The sequence below is a fragment of the Erythrobacter sp. NAP1 genome (assembly GCF_000152865.1).
Classification (GTDB): domain Bacteria; phylum Pseudomonadota; class Alphaproteobacteria; order Sphingomonadales; family Sphingomonadaceae; genus Erythrobacter.
The window spans coordinates 2,983,087-3,000,274 of the sequence record NZ_CH672390.1 but is presented as its reverse complement, the minus strand read 5'-3'; the positions used below and the strand labels follow the sequence as shown (position 1 = coordinate 3,000,274).

The 17,188-nt window shown below is 60.8% G+C and carries 16 protein-coding genes; 10 read left to right on the top strand and 6 right to left on the bottom strand.

What is annotated here, in order from left to right; all coding sequences use genetic code 11:
- The first annotated feature begins 75 nt into the window (after window positions 1-75).
- Entirely contained in the window at window positions 76-1,377 is a 1,302-nt protein-coding gene (locus NAP1_RS14455; protein ID WP_007166070.1) for an APC family permease, read from the top strand.
- On the opposite strand, the gene NAP1_RS14450 is transcribed toward NAP1_RS14455, so the two are convergent.
- Genes NAP1_RS14450 through NAP1_RS14440 form a run of 3 tightly spaced genes read right to left on the bottom strand, consistent with a single transcriptional unit; the run spans window position 1,374 to window position 5,456 of the window.
- Window positions 1,374-2,660: an acyl-CoA dehydrogenase family protein gene (locus NAP1_RS14450; protein ID WP_007166069.1), complete on the bottom strand. Its 1,287-nt coding sequence runs from the start codon at window positions 2,658-2,660 to the stop codon at window positions 1,374-1,376. The genes NAP1_RS14455 and NAP1_RS14450 overlap by 4 nt on opposite strands.
- Window positions 2,661-2,663: 3 nt before the next feature.
- Window positions 2,664-4,025 carry a phosphotransferase gene (locus NAP1_RS14445; protein WP_007166068.1) on the bottom strand — a complete coding sequence of 454 codons (1,362 nt, stop codon included), beginning with the start codon at window positions 4,023-4,025 and terminating at the stop codon, window positions 2,664-2,666.
- Between the two features lie 3 nt (window positions 4,026-4,028).
- Window positions 4,029-5,456 (bottom strand): aldehyde dehydrogenase family protein, encoded by a 1,428-nt coding sequence (locus NAP1_RS14440; protein ID WP_007166067.1) that lies wholly within the window; start codon window positions 5,454-5,456, stop codon window positions 4,029-4,031.
- A 170-nt stretch (window positions 5,457-5,626) separates the two neighbouring features.
- Here NAP1_RS14440 and NAP1_RS14435 point away from each other — a divergent pair, with 170 nt between their 5' ends.
- Both NAP1_RS14435 and mtnP read left to right on the top strand, forming a co-directional pair.
- A complete protein-coding gene (locus NAP1_RS14435; protein ID WP_007166066.1) occupies window positions 5,627-6,331 on the top strand; it encodes a glutathione S-transferase family protein in 705 nt (234 codons plus the stop codon).
- A 60-nt stretch (window positions 6,332-6,391) separates the two neighbouring features.
- Complete coding sequence (gene mtnP, locus NAP1_RS14430) at window positions 6,392-7,261, top strand: S-methyl-5'-thioadenosine phosphorylase (RefSeq protein WP_007166065.1); 870 nt, start codon at window positions 6,392-6,394, stop codon at window positions 7,259-7,261.
- A 196-nt stretch (window positions 7,262-7,457) separates the two neighbouring features.
- Here mtnP and NAP1_RS14425 read toward each other — a convergent pair whose 3' ends face one another.
- Complete coding sequence (locus tag NAP1_RS14425) at window positions 7,458-7,934, bottom strand: MarR family winged helix-turn-helix transcriptional regulator (RefSeq protein ID WP_083776307.1); 477 nt, start codon at window positions 7,932-7,934, stop codon at window positions 7,458-7,460.
- A 59-nt stretch (window positions 7,935-7,993) separates the two neighbouring features.
- Here NAP1_RS14425 and NAP1_RS14420 point away from each other — a divergent pair, with 59 nt between their 5' ends.
- Complete coding sequence (locus NAP1_RS14420; protein WP_156777288.1) at window positions 7,994-8,626, top strand: SRPBCC family protein; 633 nt, start codon at window positions 7,994-7,996, stop codon at window positions 8,624-8,626.
- A gap of 168 nt (window positions 8,627-8,794) precedes the next feature.
- On the opposite strand, the gene NAP1_RS14415 is transcribed toward NAP1_RS14420, so the two are convergent.
- Together NAP1_RS14415 and NAP1_RS14410 are read right to left on the bottom strand one after the other, a co-directional pair.
- Window positions 8,795-9,013 carry a hypothetical protein gene (locus NAP1_RS14415; protein WP_007166062.1) on the bottom strand — a complete coding sequence of 73 codons (219 nt, stop codon included), beginning with the start codon at window positions 9,011-9,013 and terminating at the stop codon, window positions 8,795-8,797.
- Between the two features lie 134 nt (window positions 9,014-9,147).
- The gene (locus tag NAP1_RS14410) at window positions 9,148-9,441 is read right to left on the bottom strand and encodes a YciI family protein (protein ID WP_007166061.1); all 294 of its coding nucleotides are present in this window, start codon (window positions 9,439-9,441) and stop codon (window positions 9,148-9,150) included.
- A 204-nt stretch (window positions 9,442-9,645) separates the two neighbouring features.
- Between NAP1_RS14410 and putA the strand changes: the two genes are divergently transcribed.
- The 6 genes from putA (at window position 9,646) to NAP1_RS14380 (ending at window position 17,154) form a co-directional block, all read left to right on the top strand.
- Window positions 9,646-12,792 carry a bifunctional proline dehydrogenase/L-glutamate gamma-semialdehyde dehydrogenase PutA gene (gene putA, locus NAP1_RS14405; RefSeq protein WP_241761225.1) on the top strand — a complete coding sequence of 1,049 codons (3,147 nt, stop codon included), beginning with the start codon at window positions 9,646-9,648 and terminating at the stop codon, window positions 12,790-12,792.
- 45 nt (window positions 12,793-12,837) lie between these two features.
- Entirely contained in the window at window positions 12,838-13,377 is a 540-nt protein-coding gene (locus NAP1_RS14400) for a hypothetical protein (protein WP_007166059.1), read from the top strand.
- A gap of 186 nt (window positions 13,378-13,563) precedes the next feature.
- A complete protein-coding gene (locus NAP1_RS14395; RefSeq protein WP_007166058.1) occupies window positions 13,564-14,613 on the top strand; it encodes a major subunit of curlin, may bind calcium in 1,050 nt (349 codons plus the stop codon).
- A gap of 137 nt (window positions 14,614-14,750) precedes the next feature.
- Window positions 14,751-15,896 (top strand): serine hydrolase, encoded by a 1,146-nt coding sequence (locus NAP1_RS14390; RefSeq protein WP_007166057.1) that lies wholly within the window; start codon window positions 14,751-14,753, stop codon window positions 15,894-15,896.
- 50 nt (window positions 15,897-15,946) lie between these two features.
- Window positions 15,947-16,501 carry a dCTP deaminase gene (dcd, locus tag NAP1_RS14385; RefSeq protein WP_007166056.1) on the top strand — a complete coding sequence of 185 codons (555 nt, stop codon included), beginning with the start codon at window positions 15,947-15,949 and terminating at the stop codon, window positions 16,499-16,501.
- Between the two features lie 65 nt (window positions 16,502-16,566).
- On the top strand, window positions 16,567-17,154 hold the full coding sequence (locus tag NAP1_RS14380; protein WP_007166055.1) for a hypothetical protein: 588 nt from the start codon (window positions 16,567-16,569) through the stop codon (window positions 17,152-17,154).
- Window positions 17,155-17,188 lie beyond the last annotated feature (34 nt).

The following is a 17,188-nucleotide window of genomic DNA, read 5'->3' as shown; positions in this document are numbered from 1 at the left end:
TCGATTTGACTTTGCTCGCTCGCCACCGTCTAGTCCGTCGCAGGGGCATCGGGGGAAAAGTTCATCGCATATGATATGAAGCCACCGCGCGTGGTTGGCCTTGGTGGCGCGATCCTGACCAGTCTCAACGGTGTGGTCGGCTCAGGCATCTTCGCGCTTCCCGCATTGCTCTTCGCTGCGGCGGGGAGTTTCTCGCCCATCGCGATCCTGCTGTTCGCCTGTCTTTATGGCTCGGTGCTTCTGGTTGTCGCGAAACTGTCGACTGTCTTCCGGCAATCGGGTGGCGCACAGCTTTATACAGAGCACGCCTTTGGCCCCGCCGTGGGATTTCAGGTCGGCTGGTTCTCATTAGCCACTAACATGGCCGGCGCTGCGGCGAATTTTCATGTCCTCGTATCCTACCTTTCGGCGATCTTTCCATTCTTCGAAGACCCGCTGGTTCGCATGGTCACGATGGCCTCACTGGTCGTACTGTTCATGGCGATCAGTATCAGTGGCACCTCACGATCGATCGGTGCGATCGCGCTGGGGACTTTCCTCAAACTCACCCCGATCCTCGTTCTGGTCGCGGTTGGCTTTGCCCAAAACGGCGTGCCGACCGAGGTCAGCCTGCCGAGTTTCGGAGAGTTTGAGTCGGTCGCTCTGCTGCTCGCCTTTGCCTTTTCGGGATGCGATGTGGCGGTTTATGCAGCGGGCGAAGCTAAGGAGCCCCGTAAGACCTTGATGCGGGCATTGATGCTAAATCTCGGGGGCGTTGCGATCTTCTATGCGCTCGTCCAGCTGGCCTATGCAGCGACCGCACCTGACCCGAGCGCAGTGGATATTCCCCTTGCTGCGATGGGCGAGAAACTGCTCGGCCCGACCGGCAGTCTCATGGTCAGCCTTGCTGCCATCTTCTCGATTGCAACGTTCCAGATCAACGTCTTCTTCCTTGTACCAAGGCTCGCATACGGAATGGCTCGCAGAGGGCATTTGCCGCATGTGCTTGCGTATGTCTCGCCCCGGTTCAAAACGCCTGCCGTCGCCATCGCAGCCTATGCCGCAATGGTGGGCGCTTTGACGCTTTCGGGAACATTCGAGCTTCTCGCGGTGCTTGTTGTCAGTGTCGAGCAACTGGGATTTCTAGCCGTAATCGGCGCGCTCGTTGTCATGTGGAAGCGCGGCGATGCCGGCCTTCGCCAAAGCATGGATCTGCGCTGGGCCGTGATCATTCCGGTCGCGCTTGGCTATATCGTCTGGCTGATGTCGCAGCTGGAAGCGAGGTCGGTGCTTTATATGCTGATCATGGTCGCGATCGGGATCGCGCTGTACTTCCTGTCAAAGACGAGCGCAGTGAAACAGGATGGTATCGACCTGCCGGAAACGCGCGAGGTCTAGCCGAACATGCCCTTCTTCGGACCCAGATAGCCGAACAAATAGGCCGCGACTTTCCGCATCTGTATCTCCTCGCTCCCCTCAGTAATCCGATAGCGGCGGTGGTGGCGGTAGATGTGTTCGAAGGGCTTGTGACGCGAATAACCGATGCCGCCATGCACCTGCATCGCGCGGTCGGCGGCTTCGCAAACCAGCCGGTTTGCCCAGTAATTGCACATCGAGACCTTGTCGGAGATCGTGCGCTCGATCTCCTCGTGCGGCATATTATCCATCTCCCAAGCGGTCTTGAAGATGAGCAGGCGGAGCATCTCGGCCTGTGTCGCGAGCTCGACCAGCGGGAACTGGATCGCCTGGTTCTTGGATAAAGCTTCGCCGAAGGGTTTGCGTTCACGCGCATATTTCACGCTCTCATCAATGCAGAACAAGGCCGCGCCGCAGGAGGAAGCCGCCTGCCGGATGCGGTTCTGGTGGACGAAGCTCTGTGCGAGCGCGAGCCCGCGCCCTTCGACGCCGAGGATCGCGCTGTCGGGGACCCACACATCCTTGACCGACAGCCGCGGGTGGTCGGTGGGCATGTTGAAGGTCCACATCCACTCCTCGATTTCCAGCCCCTCGGTGGGATTGGGGACGAGCAGGCAGGTGATCCCCGACGCGTCCCCCGCCTCACCGCTGGTGCGAGCAAACATCGCGCAGTGGGTCGCGACATGCATGCCGGTGATCCACATCTTCTCGCCATTGATGAGCCAGCCATCGACGCCGTCGCGGGCTTCGCGCACTGCGGTCGTTTCCATGTGGGTGGCGTCGGAGCCGTGGTCGGGTTCGGTCAGGCCGAATGCAACGCGGCGTTCCCGGTTGAAGCCGCCGGTGATGAATTCTTGCTTCTGCTCCTCGGTCCCCCACTGGTCGAACATGGCGACAAAGGGGAAGTTGCCCACGATCGAATGCTCGTTCTGAAGGTCGTTATGGAGGCCGAGGCCCATCCGCGCGAAATGCTCGCGAATGACCGCCATCCAGAGGTTCGAGCCGTCCTTGCCGCCATACTTCTTGGGTGCGGAGAAGCGCCAGTGACCGGCCTTGTCGGCGCGGGCGGTGGCCTCGCGCAGCAGCGCTTCCCAATCCTCGCGCGGCAGGCCACCTTCCTCGAAGTTCGTACGCGCCCATTCGCGGCGGTGGTCGAAGAAGCGGATGTTGTCGTCAGCTTGCTCGAGCGGCTTGATCTCGGCCTCGATGAAGGCGTCGAGTTCGCCCAGATAGGCCTGCAGGTCGGCGGGAATTGCGAAGTCCATGCGTTAATCCTCTCCTAGCCACTTCTTTCGCGCCGCTCTAAGCGCGGGATATTTCGGGACGTCCGCGCTTAGTTTTTCGATTGCGGTCGCCCTGAGGTGACGGAGTAGCCCCTTGCTAGCGAGTGTACTTTCGCCAGCCAGAATGTCTTGAGCCTCGGGGCGCTCCATACTTCCCTGCGGCTGAATCGCATCGTCACGTGCAATCATGCCTAGCGCGTTGCGCGCCACCGCCAATTGAAACCGGTCGTGTCCTGAAAGGTGCGGCTTGATTGTCTCAAGCCACTCAGAGATCGCGGTCGCAATGTTCCCGTTGGTGGCTTCGCCTCTGCCAAGGTGCATCTCTAGCATTGGATCAACATACTTCTGACGCTCCTCCTCCGGCGCATCCTCTTCAAGCAGCATCAAGAGGTCGAGCTCCTGCTCGCTCGTCCGGCGCGAGATTACCACGCGTTCGAGCATTCGGTCAGACCCATCGCGCCAGAACTTTGCCATCCGCAGGCAGCCCAGCGCCCACCACACAGTGCGGTGGATCAGCCAGTAGCGGAAGCGGGTGCGGTCAACGGTCACGCCCGCTTCGGCTTCGTAGGCGGCAAAGTAGTCTTCAAGGCTTCCGAGCCCCAGCGCGGGCCGATCGTATCGCGCGAACCGCCACACGGCCATGCAGCCGAACGCCAGATCCTCATGACGGTCGCCGAAATGCGCAAGCTCCCAATCGAGAACGCCGGTGAGCCTACCCGGTTCGGCAAGCAGATTGCCCATGCGATAATCGCCGTGGTTGAGCACCGGCTCGCACTGGTCGGGGCAATTGTCCTCCATCCACTTGAGGCCCAGCGCGATGATCGGGCGATCGCCGCCCGCTTCCTCGAACTGGGCGCGCAGCTCCGCGATGGCCTGTCGGTAATTCATCACCGGCACCGCATCGGGCACGTCCCCACGCCCGAGCGAGTGGATGCGGGCAAGGTCGCGCGCCGCCTGTTTCAGCAGCGCATCCGCCTCGTCGAAAAGCAGGATTTCCTTGGGGTTCGGCGTACCCGGCAAAGCGCGCATCACGAAGCCAGAACCGATGTCGTCGTCTGGCTCAAGCTCGGCCACCACTTCGGGCGCGGTCACGCCTGCGGCATGCGCGGCGCGGATCACCGCAGCTTCGACATCGTGGCCGAAGGGGCGGTCCTCCATGAATTCGATGCTCGGCGCGCGGCGCAGGACGAAAGCCGCGCTTTCTCCTTCCGGGCCCGCCTCGAACCGCCAGCTTTCCATAGTCGCGCCGCCGGTCAGGCGCGTCAGCGCCGACGGTGACGAAAGGCCGGCGCGAGCACACACCCTCGCCAGCCCTTCGATCAGTTGTTCAGGAGTGCTGTCGCCCATCTATCAGGCGACAACGTTATCCTTCTTCACGGTGATCACCTGCGGATAGGTGAACTCCTTAAGACCTTCCTTGCCGTATTCAGCGCCGAAGCCCGACTGCTTGTGCCCGCCAAACGGAGCGAAGGGCGACAGGTGCATGAACTCGTTGATCCATACCGTGCCGGTTTCCAGCTGCTCGGCAATCTCGACACCCTTGTCGTGGTCGGCGGTCCAGACCGCACCAGCAAGGCCGTAGTCGGAGTTGTTCGCGCGCTCGATCACCTCGTCCTCGCTCGAGAACTTCATCAGCGGCATGACGGGGCCAAACTGTTCCTCGGCAACGATCCGCGCATCTTCTGGCGGGTTGTCGAGGATGGTGATCGGCACGTAATAGCCGCTGCCCGAAGGATCCTTGTCGCCGCCGGTCAGGAACTTGTAGCCATTGTCCTTGGCATCCTGAATCAGTTCGAGCACGCGCTCATACTGCTTCTTGTTCTGGATCGGCCCGACACCCGTGCCCTGTTCGGAGCCGTCGCCCACCACCACGCTCTTGGCGTATTCGGCGATTGCCGCCGAGAGCTCGTCATAGATGTCTTCGTGGATGTAGACGCGCTTGGCCGCGATGCAGACCTGCCCTGCGTTCTGGAAGCTCGACCAGAACAGCTGTTCGGCAACCTTCTTGGGGTCGGCATCGGGAAGCACGATCGAGGCATCGTTGCCGCCAAGCTCGAGCGTGATGCGCTTGAGGTCTCCGGCTGCGCCTTCCATGATCTTCTTGCCCGTAGCGGTCGAGCCGGTGAAGGTGATCTTGTCGATATCGGGATGGCCGGTGATGAGCGGGCCGAGGCTGTCTTCGCCCGTGATGATGTTGACCGTACCGGCGGGCACCTTGTCGGCAATGAGCTCGGCAATGCGAAGCGTCGCGAGCGGCGTGAAGGGCGATGGTTTCAGCACGATCGTGCAGCCTGCCATCAGGGCAGGAACGATCTTCTGGATCGCCATCATGACAGGAAAGTTCCACGGCACAATGCCGCCGACCACGCCAACCGGCACACGGCGATGGCGGTGCAGGCGGGTGTCGTCGTCCTGAATGATCTCTTCTTCAAGTTGAAGCGTCGACTGCGCCGCCGAGATACCGGCAGCGCCGAAAATCTCGCCCTTGGCCTGCGCATGCGGCTTGCCCTGCTCGCTGGTCAGCAGGCGGAAAAGCTCATCGGCGTTTTCCTTGATCGCGCCCGAGATCGCCATGCAAGCGGCCTGACGCTCTTCAAAGGTCGACTTCTTCCAAGTCTTGAATGCTGCGCGGGCCGCAGCGACGGCTTCGTCAAGCTGCGCCTCCCCGCAAGCCGGGACCTGGCCGATGACTTCTTCATTCGCGGGGTTGACGACGTCCATCCACTCGCCGGTGTCGACCATCTTGCCGTTGATGAGGTTCTTGTACTGGGTGACCATTATCTCTCTCCAATCCGAAATGTGCGCAGGATTCTCTCTTGCTATTGAAGGTGGACGTCTCACCGCAAAAATCAATCTCGAATTGCAACCTGGCGCTCCGGATCACCTTGCAAGCTTCACGCTTGAGCCTATGGAACATGGCCAAGAGAGACACGAGGGAGAGCCAAGCAATGACCGACACCCCGCCCGATTTTCTGTTCTACGGAAGCCCGGTCTCGCCCTTCGCGCGCAAGGCGATGGCGACTGCGATCGAGAAGGGTGCAGACTTCGATGTCGAGCAGGTCAACATCATGAAGATGCCCGACTGGTTCCTCGAAATCTCGCCCATGCGCCGGATTCCGGTGCTGCGCGACCGCTCGATCGCGGCCGAAGGGCCGGGCGGCACCATCGCCGATTCCTCTGCGATCTGCGCCTATATCGAGCGCAAGCATCCCGAGCCTGCGATCTATCCGGCAGACGACTTCGCCTATGGCCGCGCGCTCGCGATCGAGGAATATGCCGACACCGTACTGGCTCCCGCAGGCGGGCTGGGCATCTTTCGCCCGATCTTCTTCTCGCTTCTGGGCGGAAATGAGCCGGACATGGAAACCGCGCGCGCAAGCTGGGCAGAAAAGCTGCCGCCGATCCTCGACTATCTGAGCGCAGAGCTTGGCGACAACGAGTTCATGGCAGGGGGCGCCTTCTCCATCGCCGATATCGCGGTGACCTGCACCTTCATGCAGATCAGCCTTGTTGCGCAAACGCCGCTGGACAATTGGCCCAATCTCGAAGCCTACTTTGAGCGCTTGGCTTCGCGCCCATCCATCGCCGGGCCGTTCGCCAAGGCCGATGGCTTTATCCGCAAGGCCTTGCCCGAGCGCGTAAACCTAACCTAAGGCATCGCGCATTAGGACGACCCGGCAAGAGCGGTCGCGCAAAGGAATACGCTTAACTTTATGGCCAAAGACTGGTGCATCGGGATTATCGGAGGCTCGGGCCTCTACGATATCGCTGGCGTCGAGGATAAGCAGTGGCTGCTTATCGATACGCCATGGGGCGATCCGTCCGATGAGATCCTGTGCGGAAACATTGGCGGGGTGAAGGTCCGCTTTCTGCCGCGCCACGGCAGGGGCCACCCGATCTCGCCAACCGAACTGAACGCGCGCGCCAATATCGACGCGTTGAAGCGCGCAGGCTGCACCGACATCCTTGCCATCTCTGCCGTGGGATCCTTGCGCGAAGAGATCGAGCCGGGCCGCTTTGCCGTGGTCGAGCAGTTCATCGATAATACCAAGCAGCGCGCCCCGACCTTCTTCACCAGCGGTTTTGTCACACATGTCTCGATGGCCGACCCGGTCTGCCCGCGCCTATCGAAGATGGCGGCAAAGGCGATCAGCGATTGCAAGGGCAAGGTCGCAACCGGCGCGACCTATCTTGCGATGGAAGGCCCGCAATTCTCCACCCGCGCCGAAAGCCACATGTACCGCGCCTGGGGCGCTGACGTGATCGGCATGACCGGCATGCCCGAGGCCAAACTCGCGCGCGAGGCGGAGCTACCCTACACGCTGGTTGGCATGGCAACCGACTACGATTGCTGGCGCGACGGCGAGGAAGAGGTCAACGTCGCGCAAGTTATTGCGCAGATGCAGGAAAACGGCCAGCTCGCGCGCGAGATGGTCGCGAAGTTCATCGAGAACCTGCCCAAGACCCGCAAGGCCTCGCCGATTGATACCGCGCTCGATGATGCGGTGATTACGGCCCCGGAAGAGCACGACCCGGCGGTTGTGGCGAAGCTGGATGCGGTTGCGGGGCGGGTGTTGAAGTAGGCCTGCTGGGCCAGCAGCAGCGCAGATCCGGGCCAATACAGTCGGTCCGGTTACGACCCTAATTGTCGGTGTTCAGGTGGTTCTACGCCTTTCTCAGGCGCAGGCAAAACCCGGTTTTGACCCGAATGTCATGAACGCAGAGCACCTACCTTCACAATCGGTCGATGGCCTAAATACCCCTTGCTCGAATTAGAAGCTATGTGTTTGCTGGCTTCGCGGCGTTCTCGATCGCGTCTGCCACTCGTTCGAGCAATGGCAACACCAGTGTTCGCTCATCTTCTGATAGGGGGGCGAGCATTGTGCGCATATTTTGTAGATCATGCGCATTCATTTTTGCCCTAATAGCCTGCCCTGCCGTGGTCAGGTGCAGTGTCTTTATTCTGCCACCAGCAGGATCGGGCCGCTTCTCGATCAGATCCGATTTCTCAAGCCTATCGAGCGCTGATTGGATCGAAGTTCGCGGCAAGCCAAAGCGGCGCGCAATTTCAGATCCGCTCAAACCGTCCGAGGCCTCGAGAGCCTTCAGTATTGAATAGTCCTTTGGATTGTAGGGAATTGGGCGACCGTCCTCGCTAGGCTCCTGCAAAAGCATTTGGTCGAGCATCGTGCCCACGACTTTCAACAAACGTTCGGCATGGTCTTCGGAAGGTGGAACCGATTTAGAACTTGCCATTTACGAATCTCGTATATATCTATTTACGAGATTCGTACAAACCGTGTTGGAGGTCGCAGATGCCATTCGCTTTCCGTCCCTTACTTGCATTGGCAGGAAGTCTGTCGCTTATCTCTTGCGCTAGCAACCCTACTCCCCCAGCCGCTCCACCAGAACTGACCACGCCACCGGCTTTATCCGACGGATGGCATGCCACGTTCGAGACGACCAAAGTAATCGATGCACCTCTGATCCCGTTGCAACAATGGATTGTTGCAAGCAACGAATTGGTTCTCGCGATGGAGGAAACCGAGCAAATCAAAAAGCCTGTCGATGTGAGGGTCGTCTCCGGTAATTGGCCGGAGAAGGGATCTGTGCGCTGGGTTAAACTAAGCGATGGTCACTACACCTATGAGCGCGTTCTCGAGAATCGCTTGCCGGAGCACTTTAGCTATCAGATTTGGGGCCTCACCAGCAGTGCCAGCGATCACATTACTTACGCAAAGGGACAATGGGATTGGCGCGAGGTCGAAGACGATAAATCTGAATTCACCTGGACATACAGTTTGCGCCCAAACAGTTTCATAAAACGCCCATTCGTATCCAGTTTCCTCGAAAGCGATATGAGGCCATTTATGGAAGGTGCGATCGACCGCATGACCGTGAAGGCCGAAGGAGAGTTCGCTGGTTGGCGCCAAGGAGACACTGACTAACGCGGCCAACTTCTCAGTCGGCTTGGCTCGCAATTGCCTTGTGACCGCCGTTTGATAGATCCGGCGATTGTGGCCAAGCTCGATGCGGTTGCGGGGCGGGTGTTGGGTTAGGCGCCAGTCGGCCTTTGGCTCAATCGCTGCCCATCGGGGCATGTGCGCGAGCTGAGATCAATAGTCGCTGACAGCAGGATTGCGGTCCTGTCTGGTCTCTGTGGTTTCCAATCGTTCTGGCTCGCTGCTTTCACTGACAACATTTTCGACCGATCTGACAATCACAGTTGCCACCCGATCTTTCTGGTAACGCTCCATGTTAAACCAGAAACCACCCGCCGCGATCAAAATGGCCGCCGCGGCAAGCTTCACGTTGTCCTTGAATGCAGCGGACATGTGTTCTCCGTTTGAATTGCGTGCCTACTAAGGGACCATTCCGACAAGCGGCAAGGCTCTTTTTAGGCAAGTATCGCAAGCTGTCGACAGCCCACTTTTTGCCCTTGTCGCGGTCAGTCAACGACCCGCCTACTTCAGCCCTTCTTCCAGCGCCCCTTCACAGGCTCGAACCGGTCCACGCGGATCGACTGCCATACGCCTCCGGTCACGTAAGGGTCGTCGTTGATCGTTGCGCGTGCTTCTGCCTCGTCCTCGGCCTCGATGATCAGCAGCGAGCCGACGAAATCGCCGTTTGCGTTCAGCAAGGGGCCGGCGGTCAGGTAGTTCTTGTCATGCTCCGCCATCCATTCGCGCTGGGCGGCCTTGTGCATTGCGCGCAGCTTCTCGCTGTCTTCGCCGTCGCGGCAGTAAAAGCAGTACAGCGCCATCGCGAAAACCTCCCATAAGCTGCGGACAGACCATGCGATAACACAGCGCTGCGAGCGATCAAGCACCCCTCGAAGCGTGGAACACACAAGGCAATTCGTCGTACGTATGGCTCACTTCGCTTGATCGCGAGCGAGTGCGGGTCCAATTACGCCCCACGACGCGAAACCAAAGCGAATCTGCTCAAGAAAGGACGCACACTGAACGTGACCTCACCCGACCTGCCTAAGTCCGCCGCCCATTTCCTCGACCGCAGCGAGCTGCGACGCGCCTATCGCGCGGAAGAAGAGAAATGCATTGCCGAGCGGCTCGAGCAGGCAGCGCCCGCCAGGAAAGTGAGCGAGACGGCATCAGGCCTCGCAATCGACCTCATCGAAGGCGCGCGTTCGCACAAGGCGAGCGGGATCGATGCGTTCCTGCAGCAATATGGCCTCGACACCGAGGAAGGCATCGCGCTGATGTGCCTTGCCGAGGCGCTGCTGCGCGTGCCCGACGATGAGACCGCTGATGCGCTGATCAAGGACAAGATCGGCGAGATCGACTGGGGCGAGCATCTGGGCGAAAGCTCATCGACCTTCGTCAATGCGGCGACTTTTTCGCTGATGCTGACGGGCGAAGTGCTCGAACAGCCCGAGGCGCACCAAAAGGGCATGGGCCGCACGTTGAAGCGCACCATGAACCGCCTTGGCGAGCCGGTGATCCGCAAGGCGACGCTTCAAGCGATGCGCATCCTTGGCGGGCAGTTCGTTTATGGCCGCACGATCGACGAAGCGCTCAAGCGCGCCAAGCCCGAACGCGCCAAGGGGCTGACGCACAGCTTCGACATGCTTGGCGAAGCGGCGATGACCTTTGCCGATGCCGAGCGCTACCGCGTGGCTTACGAAAGCGCGATCGAACGGCTGTCGGGCGAGATGTCGGGCAATGTCGGCACCTCGCCAGGCATCTCGGTCAAGCTCTCGGCGCTCCATCCCAAATACACATACCTCCACGCCGACAAGGCGCGCGCCGATATCGTGCCGGTGGTGAAAGCGCTCGCGCTCAAGGCGCGCGATGCGAACATGCACTTCACCATCGATGCCGAGGAAGCCGAGCGGCTCGAAGTCAGCCTCGACATCATCGAAGAGCTGATGGCCGATGACGAGATTTTCACCCGCGAGGACGGCTCACGCTGGGAAGGTTTCGGTCTTGCCATTCAAGCCTATCAGAAGCGCGGACTGCCGCTGTGCGACTGGGTGGCAAAGCTCGCCCGCCGCCATCGCCGCCGCCTGTTCGTGCGACTGGTGAAGGGCGCGTATTGGGACACCGAGGTCAAGCTCAGCCAGGTCGGCGGGTTCGACGATTATCCGGTCTTCACCCGCAAGATCGCAACCGACGTCTCCTACCTCGCCTGCGCCGCGCGCCTGTTCGAGCATGACGATGTGATCTACCCGGCTTTCGCGACTCACAACGCCTATTCGGCGGCGGTCGTGAAGGAGCTGTCGCAGGGCCGCCCATTCGAATTTCAGCGCCTCCACGGCATGGGCGAAGAAGTCTACGACACTTTGCGCAAGCTTGAGGGCAACGACCCGACCCCGGTGCGCATTTACGCGCCTGTCGGAGGGCACAAGGAACTGCTCGCCTATCTCGTTCGCCGCCTGCTCGAAAACGGTGCCAACACCAGCTTCGTCAATCGCATGGGCGATGCCGAGTTCGCTGCCGAGGACCTCGTCGGCGATCCGGTGGCGGAGCTTGCCGCGATGGACCCGCGTCGCAACCCGGCGATCCCGCTGCCCAAGGACATTCTAGGCAAGCGCGTGAACAGCGCAGGGCTCGATCTCAGCGATCCGCTGGTGCTGGGGCCGTTGCAGGAGCGCCTTGCCAAGCTTGCCGAGCTTCAGTGGCATGCAGAGCCGACTTTCCCGGCGCAGGAATCGGGCGAGATCGCGCCGATCACCATGCCGCACGACCTCGAAGCCGAAGTCGGCACACGCCGCGATGCGACGCAGGAGGAGGTCGACGCCGCCTTCACCAGGGCCGCTGCGATCCAGCCGGGCTGGGACGCGCTTGGAGGACACAAGCGCGCGCTGCTCCTCGAAGAAGCGGCCGACCTGTTCGAAGCGCATACCGGCGAATTCCTATCACTGTGCCAGCGCGAGGCGGGCAAGACCCTGCTCGACGGGATCGCAGAAGTGCGCGAGGCGGTCGACTTCCTGCGCTATTACGCCAGCGAAGCGCGCCGTCAGTTTGGCGACCCCATCCAGCTGCCCGGACCTACCGGCGAGGACAACACGCTGCGCATGCATGGGCGCGGTGTGTTCGTGACGATTTCCCCGTGGAACTTCCCGCTCGCGATCTTCACCGGCATGGCTTCGGCGGCGCTCGCGGCAGGCAACTCGGTGATCACCAAGCCTGCTGAACAAACCCCGCTCATCGCCGCGCTCGCGGTCAAGTTGTGTCACGAGGCGGGCATTCCGCCTGAGGCGCTGCAGATGCTTCCGGGCGCAGGCGATGTTGGCCAGATGATCACCAGCGATCCGCGCGTTGCAGGGGTTGCTTTCACCGGATCGACCGAAACCGCGCAGACGATCAACCGCACGCTCGCCGGGCGTGACGGGCCAATCGCCACGCTGATCGCCGAGACCGGCGGCCAGAACGCGATGATCGTCGATTCCAGCGCGCTCCCCGAACAGGTGGTGCGCGATGTGCTTGCAAGCGCCTTCCAGAGCGCAGGCCAGCGCTGCTCGGCGCTGCGCATGCTCTACGTTCAGGAGGACGTCGCCGATGAAATGATCGCGATGATCCGCGGCGGGTTCGAAGCGCTGCATGTCGGCGACCCCGCGCTGCTCGCAACCGATGTTGGCCCCGTGATCGACCCCGATGCGCAGGCAGCGCTCGAACGCCACGTCGCGCGTCGCCAGCAGAACGATCGCATCGTCTGGCGGCTCGAACTGGACGCCAGCACGGCCAAGGGCTGCTTCGTTGCGCCGACCATCATCGAGCTCGATTCGATCCTCGACCTCAGGCGCGAGAATTTCGGACCTGTCCTTCACATTGCGCGCTTCAAGGCAGAGGAGCTCGATCAGGTGATCGAGGATATCAACGCCACCGGTTATGGTCTCACCCTCGGCCTGCACTCGCGCATCGCGGCAACGCACCGCTTCGTTCAGCAGCGTGCGCGGGTCGGCAACATGTACATAAACCGCAACCAGATCGGTGCGATCGTCGAAAGCCAGCCGTTCGGCGGCGAGGGGCTGTCTGGCACCGGACCCAAGGCGGGCGGGCCGCACTATCTCGCACGTTTCGCGACAGAGCGCGTGACCTGCATCGACACCACCGCCGCGGGCGGAAATGCGAGCCTGCTCGCAAGCATCTAATTTGGACTTGTGATTGGGCGCCCGGACTGCATAGTCTCGGCGCCCATGACCAGACGCTTTGCCCGCGCCTTTACCCATTTGTTCGCGCTCATCGCTTTTGCGTGGAGCGGCGCGGCATGGGCCGAGGTGCAGATCCACTTCCATTCGTTCAACGGATCGGTTCTGTTCGGACGCTATCCGCACACTTTCATCGTGCTCGAAGGAACGGTGGAGGCGACCGGAGAGGCCGTGAACGAAAACTACGGCTTCACCGCGCGCTCGGTCACGGCAGCGGCGACGCGCGACTGGGTAGAGCATCTGGTCGAGGCGGAGCCGGACAAGTATATCAGGAGCACCAACCGCCACTTCTCGATCACGCTGACGGATGAGCAATACTATAACGTGATCCGCGAAGTGCGCCGCTGGTCGATGGAGCCCGGCAAGCGCTATAGTTTGAGCGAACGCAATTGTATTCACTTCGTCGGAGAGATGGCGCGGGTGCTGGGCCTGAGAGTCGAATACCCGGAAAACATGCTGCGCCGTCCGAAGAGGTGGCTGAACCACATCACCGCGCTCAACCCGCAACTGGGTGCAGAGCCGATCTGATCAGCCGCGTGGGATAGGGCCCGCAACGCGCTCTGATCCGGGACATGCTTAACAAAAACCTACTAAGTGTTGTCACTTAGCTGCTGAACAGGTACCTTCCGGCGCATGAGATTGGGGACTCGCGTTCCCTGATCGGTGCACTCGGCGCGTTTCTAGCGCGTCGATCAAAGCCTGGGGGGGCTTACAATGACCAAGACAACTTTCACCACTGGTGCGGCCATAATTGCTTTGGCTGCAGCCGCGCCCGCTCATGCGCAGGTGACCGGCGACACCAGTACGGTGACGCAGAACGGCTCCGACAGCACGGTTCTCGTCAACCAGCTCGGCAGCGACGGAAACGAGTCCACGGTCACGCAAGCTGCGGGTTCGACCCAGAACGACACTGAGGTCAATCAGGACGGCAGCGGCAACATTTCGAATGTCGACCAGAACGGCGACAAGAGCTTGGTGGCTGGACGCGCAGACATCTTCGTCGACCAGATCGGCACGGGGAACGATTCCGATGTTGGACAAGGCGGAGACGGGCCCAATGACATCGACGTTGTGCAGGAAGGCACCACCAACCGCAGCACCGTGTCACAGGCCGAGAACGGCAGCTCGTTCGGTTTCCGCAACGTGGTCGACGTCGACCAGTTCGGGACGTCGAATGTCAGCACCATCGTTCAGGGCAACTCTGGCATCAGCGACGACAACCAGGCGCTGGTCGACCAGGACGGCACTGGCAACGAAAGCACCATTCAGCAGAATATCCTCGGCAACGGCGACTTCCAGATCGCTGACGTGACGCAGGACGGCACCGGCAACATGAGCTTCGTGCTGCAGGACGAGGATCTCAATGAAGCAACGGTGGTCCAGATCGGCACGACCAACTTCAGCGACATCGACCAGAACCGCGTGTCGGTTGCCGAAGACAACTTCGCCGACGTGATGCAGACCGGGACAAGCAACCGCAGCATCATCGTTCAGGAGGAGGACCTCAACGAGGCGACCGTCGTCCAAGACGGCATGACGAACGAAAGCCTGATCGACCAGAACAGCACCAATGGCGGCGGCTCGGATAACGAAGCGCTGCTGACGCAGATCGGCAACGGCAATATCAGCGAGATCTTCCAGGGCGGCACCTTGAACACTGCCGATGTCGGTCAGTTCGACCCGCTCGGCAGCTTCTCCAGCGTTGACCAGGTGGGCACTGGCAACCTTGCCACCGTAACGCAGGGCACGGCGCCGGGGCCCTGATAGTCGCGCGTCGAAACGCTCGTTTCACTAGCTGATAAGCAATTGAAAAACGAGACAGTGGTTCAAGGACTACACTTGTAATCGTTTGGTGGCTTCTGTAGCTGATCCGCATGGGATCACTCGGGAGCCACTTTCTTATGCGCCTTCTCGCCGCCTTCACCGCACTCATCACCGCCGCAATGCCTTTCCAGGCGCCGCTCTTCGCGCAGACTGCGGGCGACCCGGCGCTGGAGGAGAAACTTGCCGAGTTCGACGCCTTCGTGCGCGAATACCGGACCGAGAACACCGTCTTTTCCATGTCCTATGCCGTCGTGGTCGATGGCGAGATCGTCGCAGCGCACGGCATCGGCTGGCAGGACCACGACGCCGAGGAGCGCACGACCGCCGACACCAGCTACCTTGTCGCCTCGATCACCAAGACCTTCACCGGCGCGACGCTGATCGGGATGGACGCGGACGGGATCATCGACCTCGACGCGCCCTTCACCGACCTGAGCGACTGGGACGGGCGGTGCGAATGGCTCTCGGGCGCTGGCCTGCCGATGAGCGGCGGCGTCACGCTCGACGATGGCTATACGCCGCCACCGATCAACTGCGATGCGACGCTCAGCCTTCGCAACGTGCTGCAGATGCGCGTGCTGGGCGAGCCGGGGAGTAACTTTCTCTACAACCCGATCGTCTTCGGACGCCTCGCCAACTGGGTCGAGGAACAGACCGGCGAGCCCTTCGATGTCTGGGTCCGGCGCTACGTGATCGACAAGGCAGGCCTTGCAAACATCGCGGCCGGTTGGCGCGATCCACATGGCGGCGATGCGCTGCGGCTGCTTGCCCCGCCATTTCGCCATGCGCCCGAGGAAGGCGACAACCTTGCGCCCTCGCCGCTTCCCAATCCGGAGATGAACGCCTCCTCCGGCATCATCGCCAGCGTGCGCGCGCTTGCCGAATATTCGATCGCGCTCGACGAAGGCCGCATCCTGTCGCCTGCGCTTCGCGATACGATGTGGACCCCGCCGACCGAGGCCGACGGCACGCCTGCGAGCTATGCCTATGGCTGGTGGACGCAAAGCTGGAACGGCAAGCGGCTGGTCTGGCACGGAGGCTGGTGGCCCGATGCCTATGCGGGCATGCTGCTCAAGCTGCCGGACGAGGGACTGACGCTGATTGCGCTCGGCAACACGGACGGATTGCATTGGCCAAACCGCCTGCAGGTCGCCGAGATCGAGAACTCGCCGCTTGCCGCCAAGTTCCTCCAACTGTTCGCGGGCGAAGACTCCCCCGGATAAAAACGCCTCGCCTCTTGCCGCACGCCGAGCAATCGGGAATCACTTGAACCATGGCAATTCTTTCCGACAAGTGGATTCGCGAGCAGGCGCAGCAGCACGGCATGATTGAGCCGTTCGTCGAGGCGCAGCGGCGTGAGGGGTGCATTTCCTACGGCCTGTCGAGCTTCGGCTACGACGCGCGCGTCGCGCCCGAGTTCAAGATCTTCACTAATGTCGACAGCGCGGTGGTGGACCCCAAAGACTTCGCCTCGAACTCCTTCGTCGACCGTGACACCGACGTGTGCGTCATCCCGCCCAACTCCTTCGCGCTCGCCCGCACGGTCGAATATTTCCGTATTCCCGAAGACGTGCTCGTCATCTGTCTTGGCAAGAGCACCTATGCGCGCTGCGGGATCATCGTGAACGTCACCCCGCTGGAGCCTGGCTGGGAGGGTCATGTGACGCTCGAATTTTCGAACACCACGCCGCTGCCGGCCAAGATCTACGCCAATGAAGGCGCGTGCCAGTTCCTGTTCCTCAAGGGCAACGAACGTCCCGAGGTCACCTATGCCGACCGGGCGGGCAAATATATGGGCCAGAAGGGCGTGACTCTGCCGAGGCTTTAAGGGCGAGTGCGCCGTCCGCTCACGTCTCATTAGCCGCCATCGAAATAGCGAGCTATTATCACTTCATGATTCCGGCAGGTTATCTCTTGAAGCGAACCAAGCCTCCACCGGGCTGGCTTAAAACCAAAGACACTAAGGTCGAAGAAGTTTGCAGCGTTTCCGCATGCGTAAATGACGACATTGTCGAACTCTTGGATGGCTGGCAATTCAACAAATTTGGCTTAGCGAATACCAAGGATCTGCTCCTCAATCTTGCTCAAGAAGCGAGCATCAGCCTGGAGGGCACGTCGCTTTTCTTCTACGAGATCTACGAGCATGAGCTCGACAGCGATGGCTGGTTCTTCGATCCCAACGGTTGGCAAAGCCTCACGCTAGCGCGTAGCTCGAGCATTGAAGTTGATGTGTCACCGCCCGAGCAAACTGATCGTCGAATGAAGCTCGGGTATGACGTCGTTGCCTACGGTGACTTCCCAGACCACTCCCCGCTTTCGTGCAACTCAGTTGCTACCAAACTGAGGACAAACCGATTTTGCCTCTTCGATGATTTTTATGAGGCTAAGGAGGCAGTAGACACCGGCAAGTTCGGCGGAGGCTGCGAGATGGGCCTTTATCGGATCATGTCCGTGTATAGGCTGGAAGGCTGGCAGGCCTAACGTCAGCTTACCACCGCAATCGTGGACATTTGCT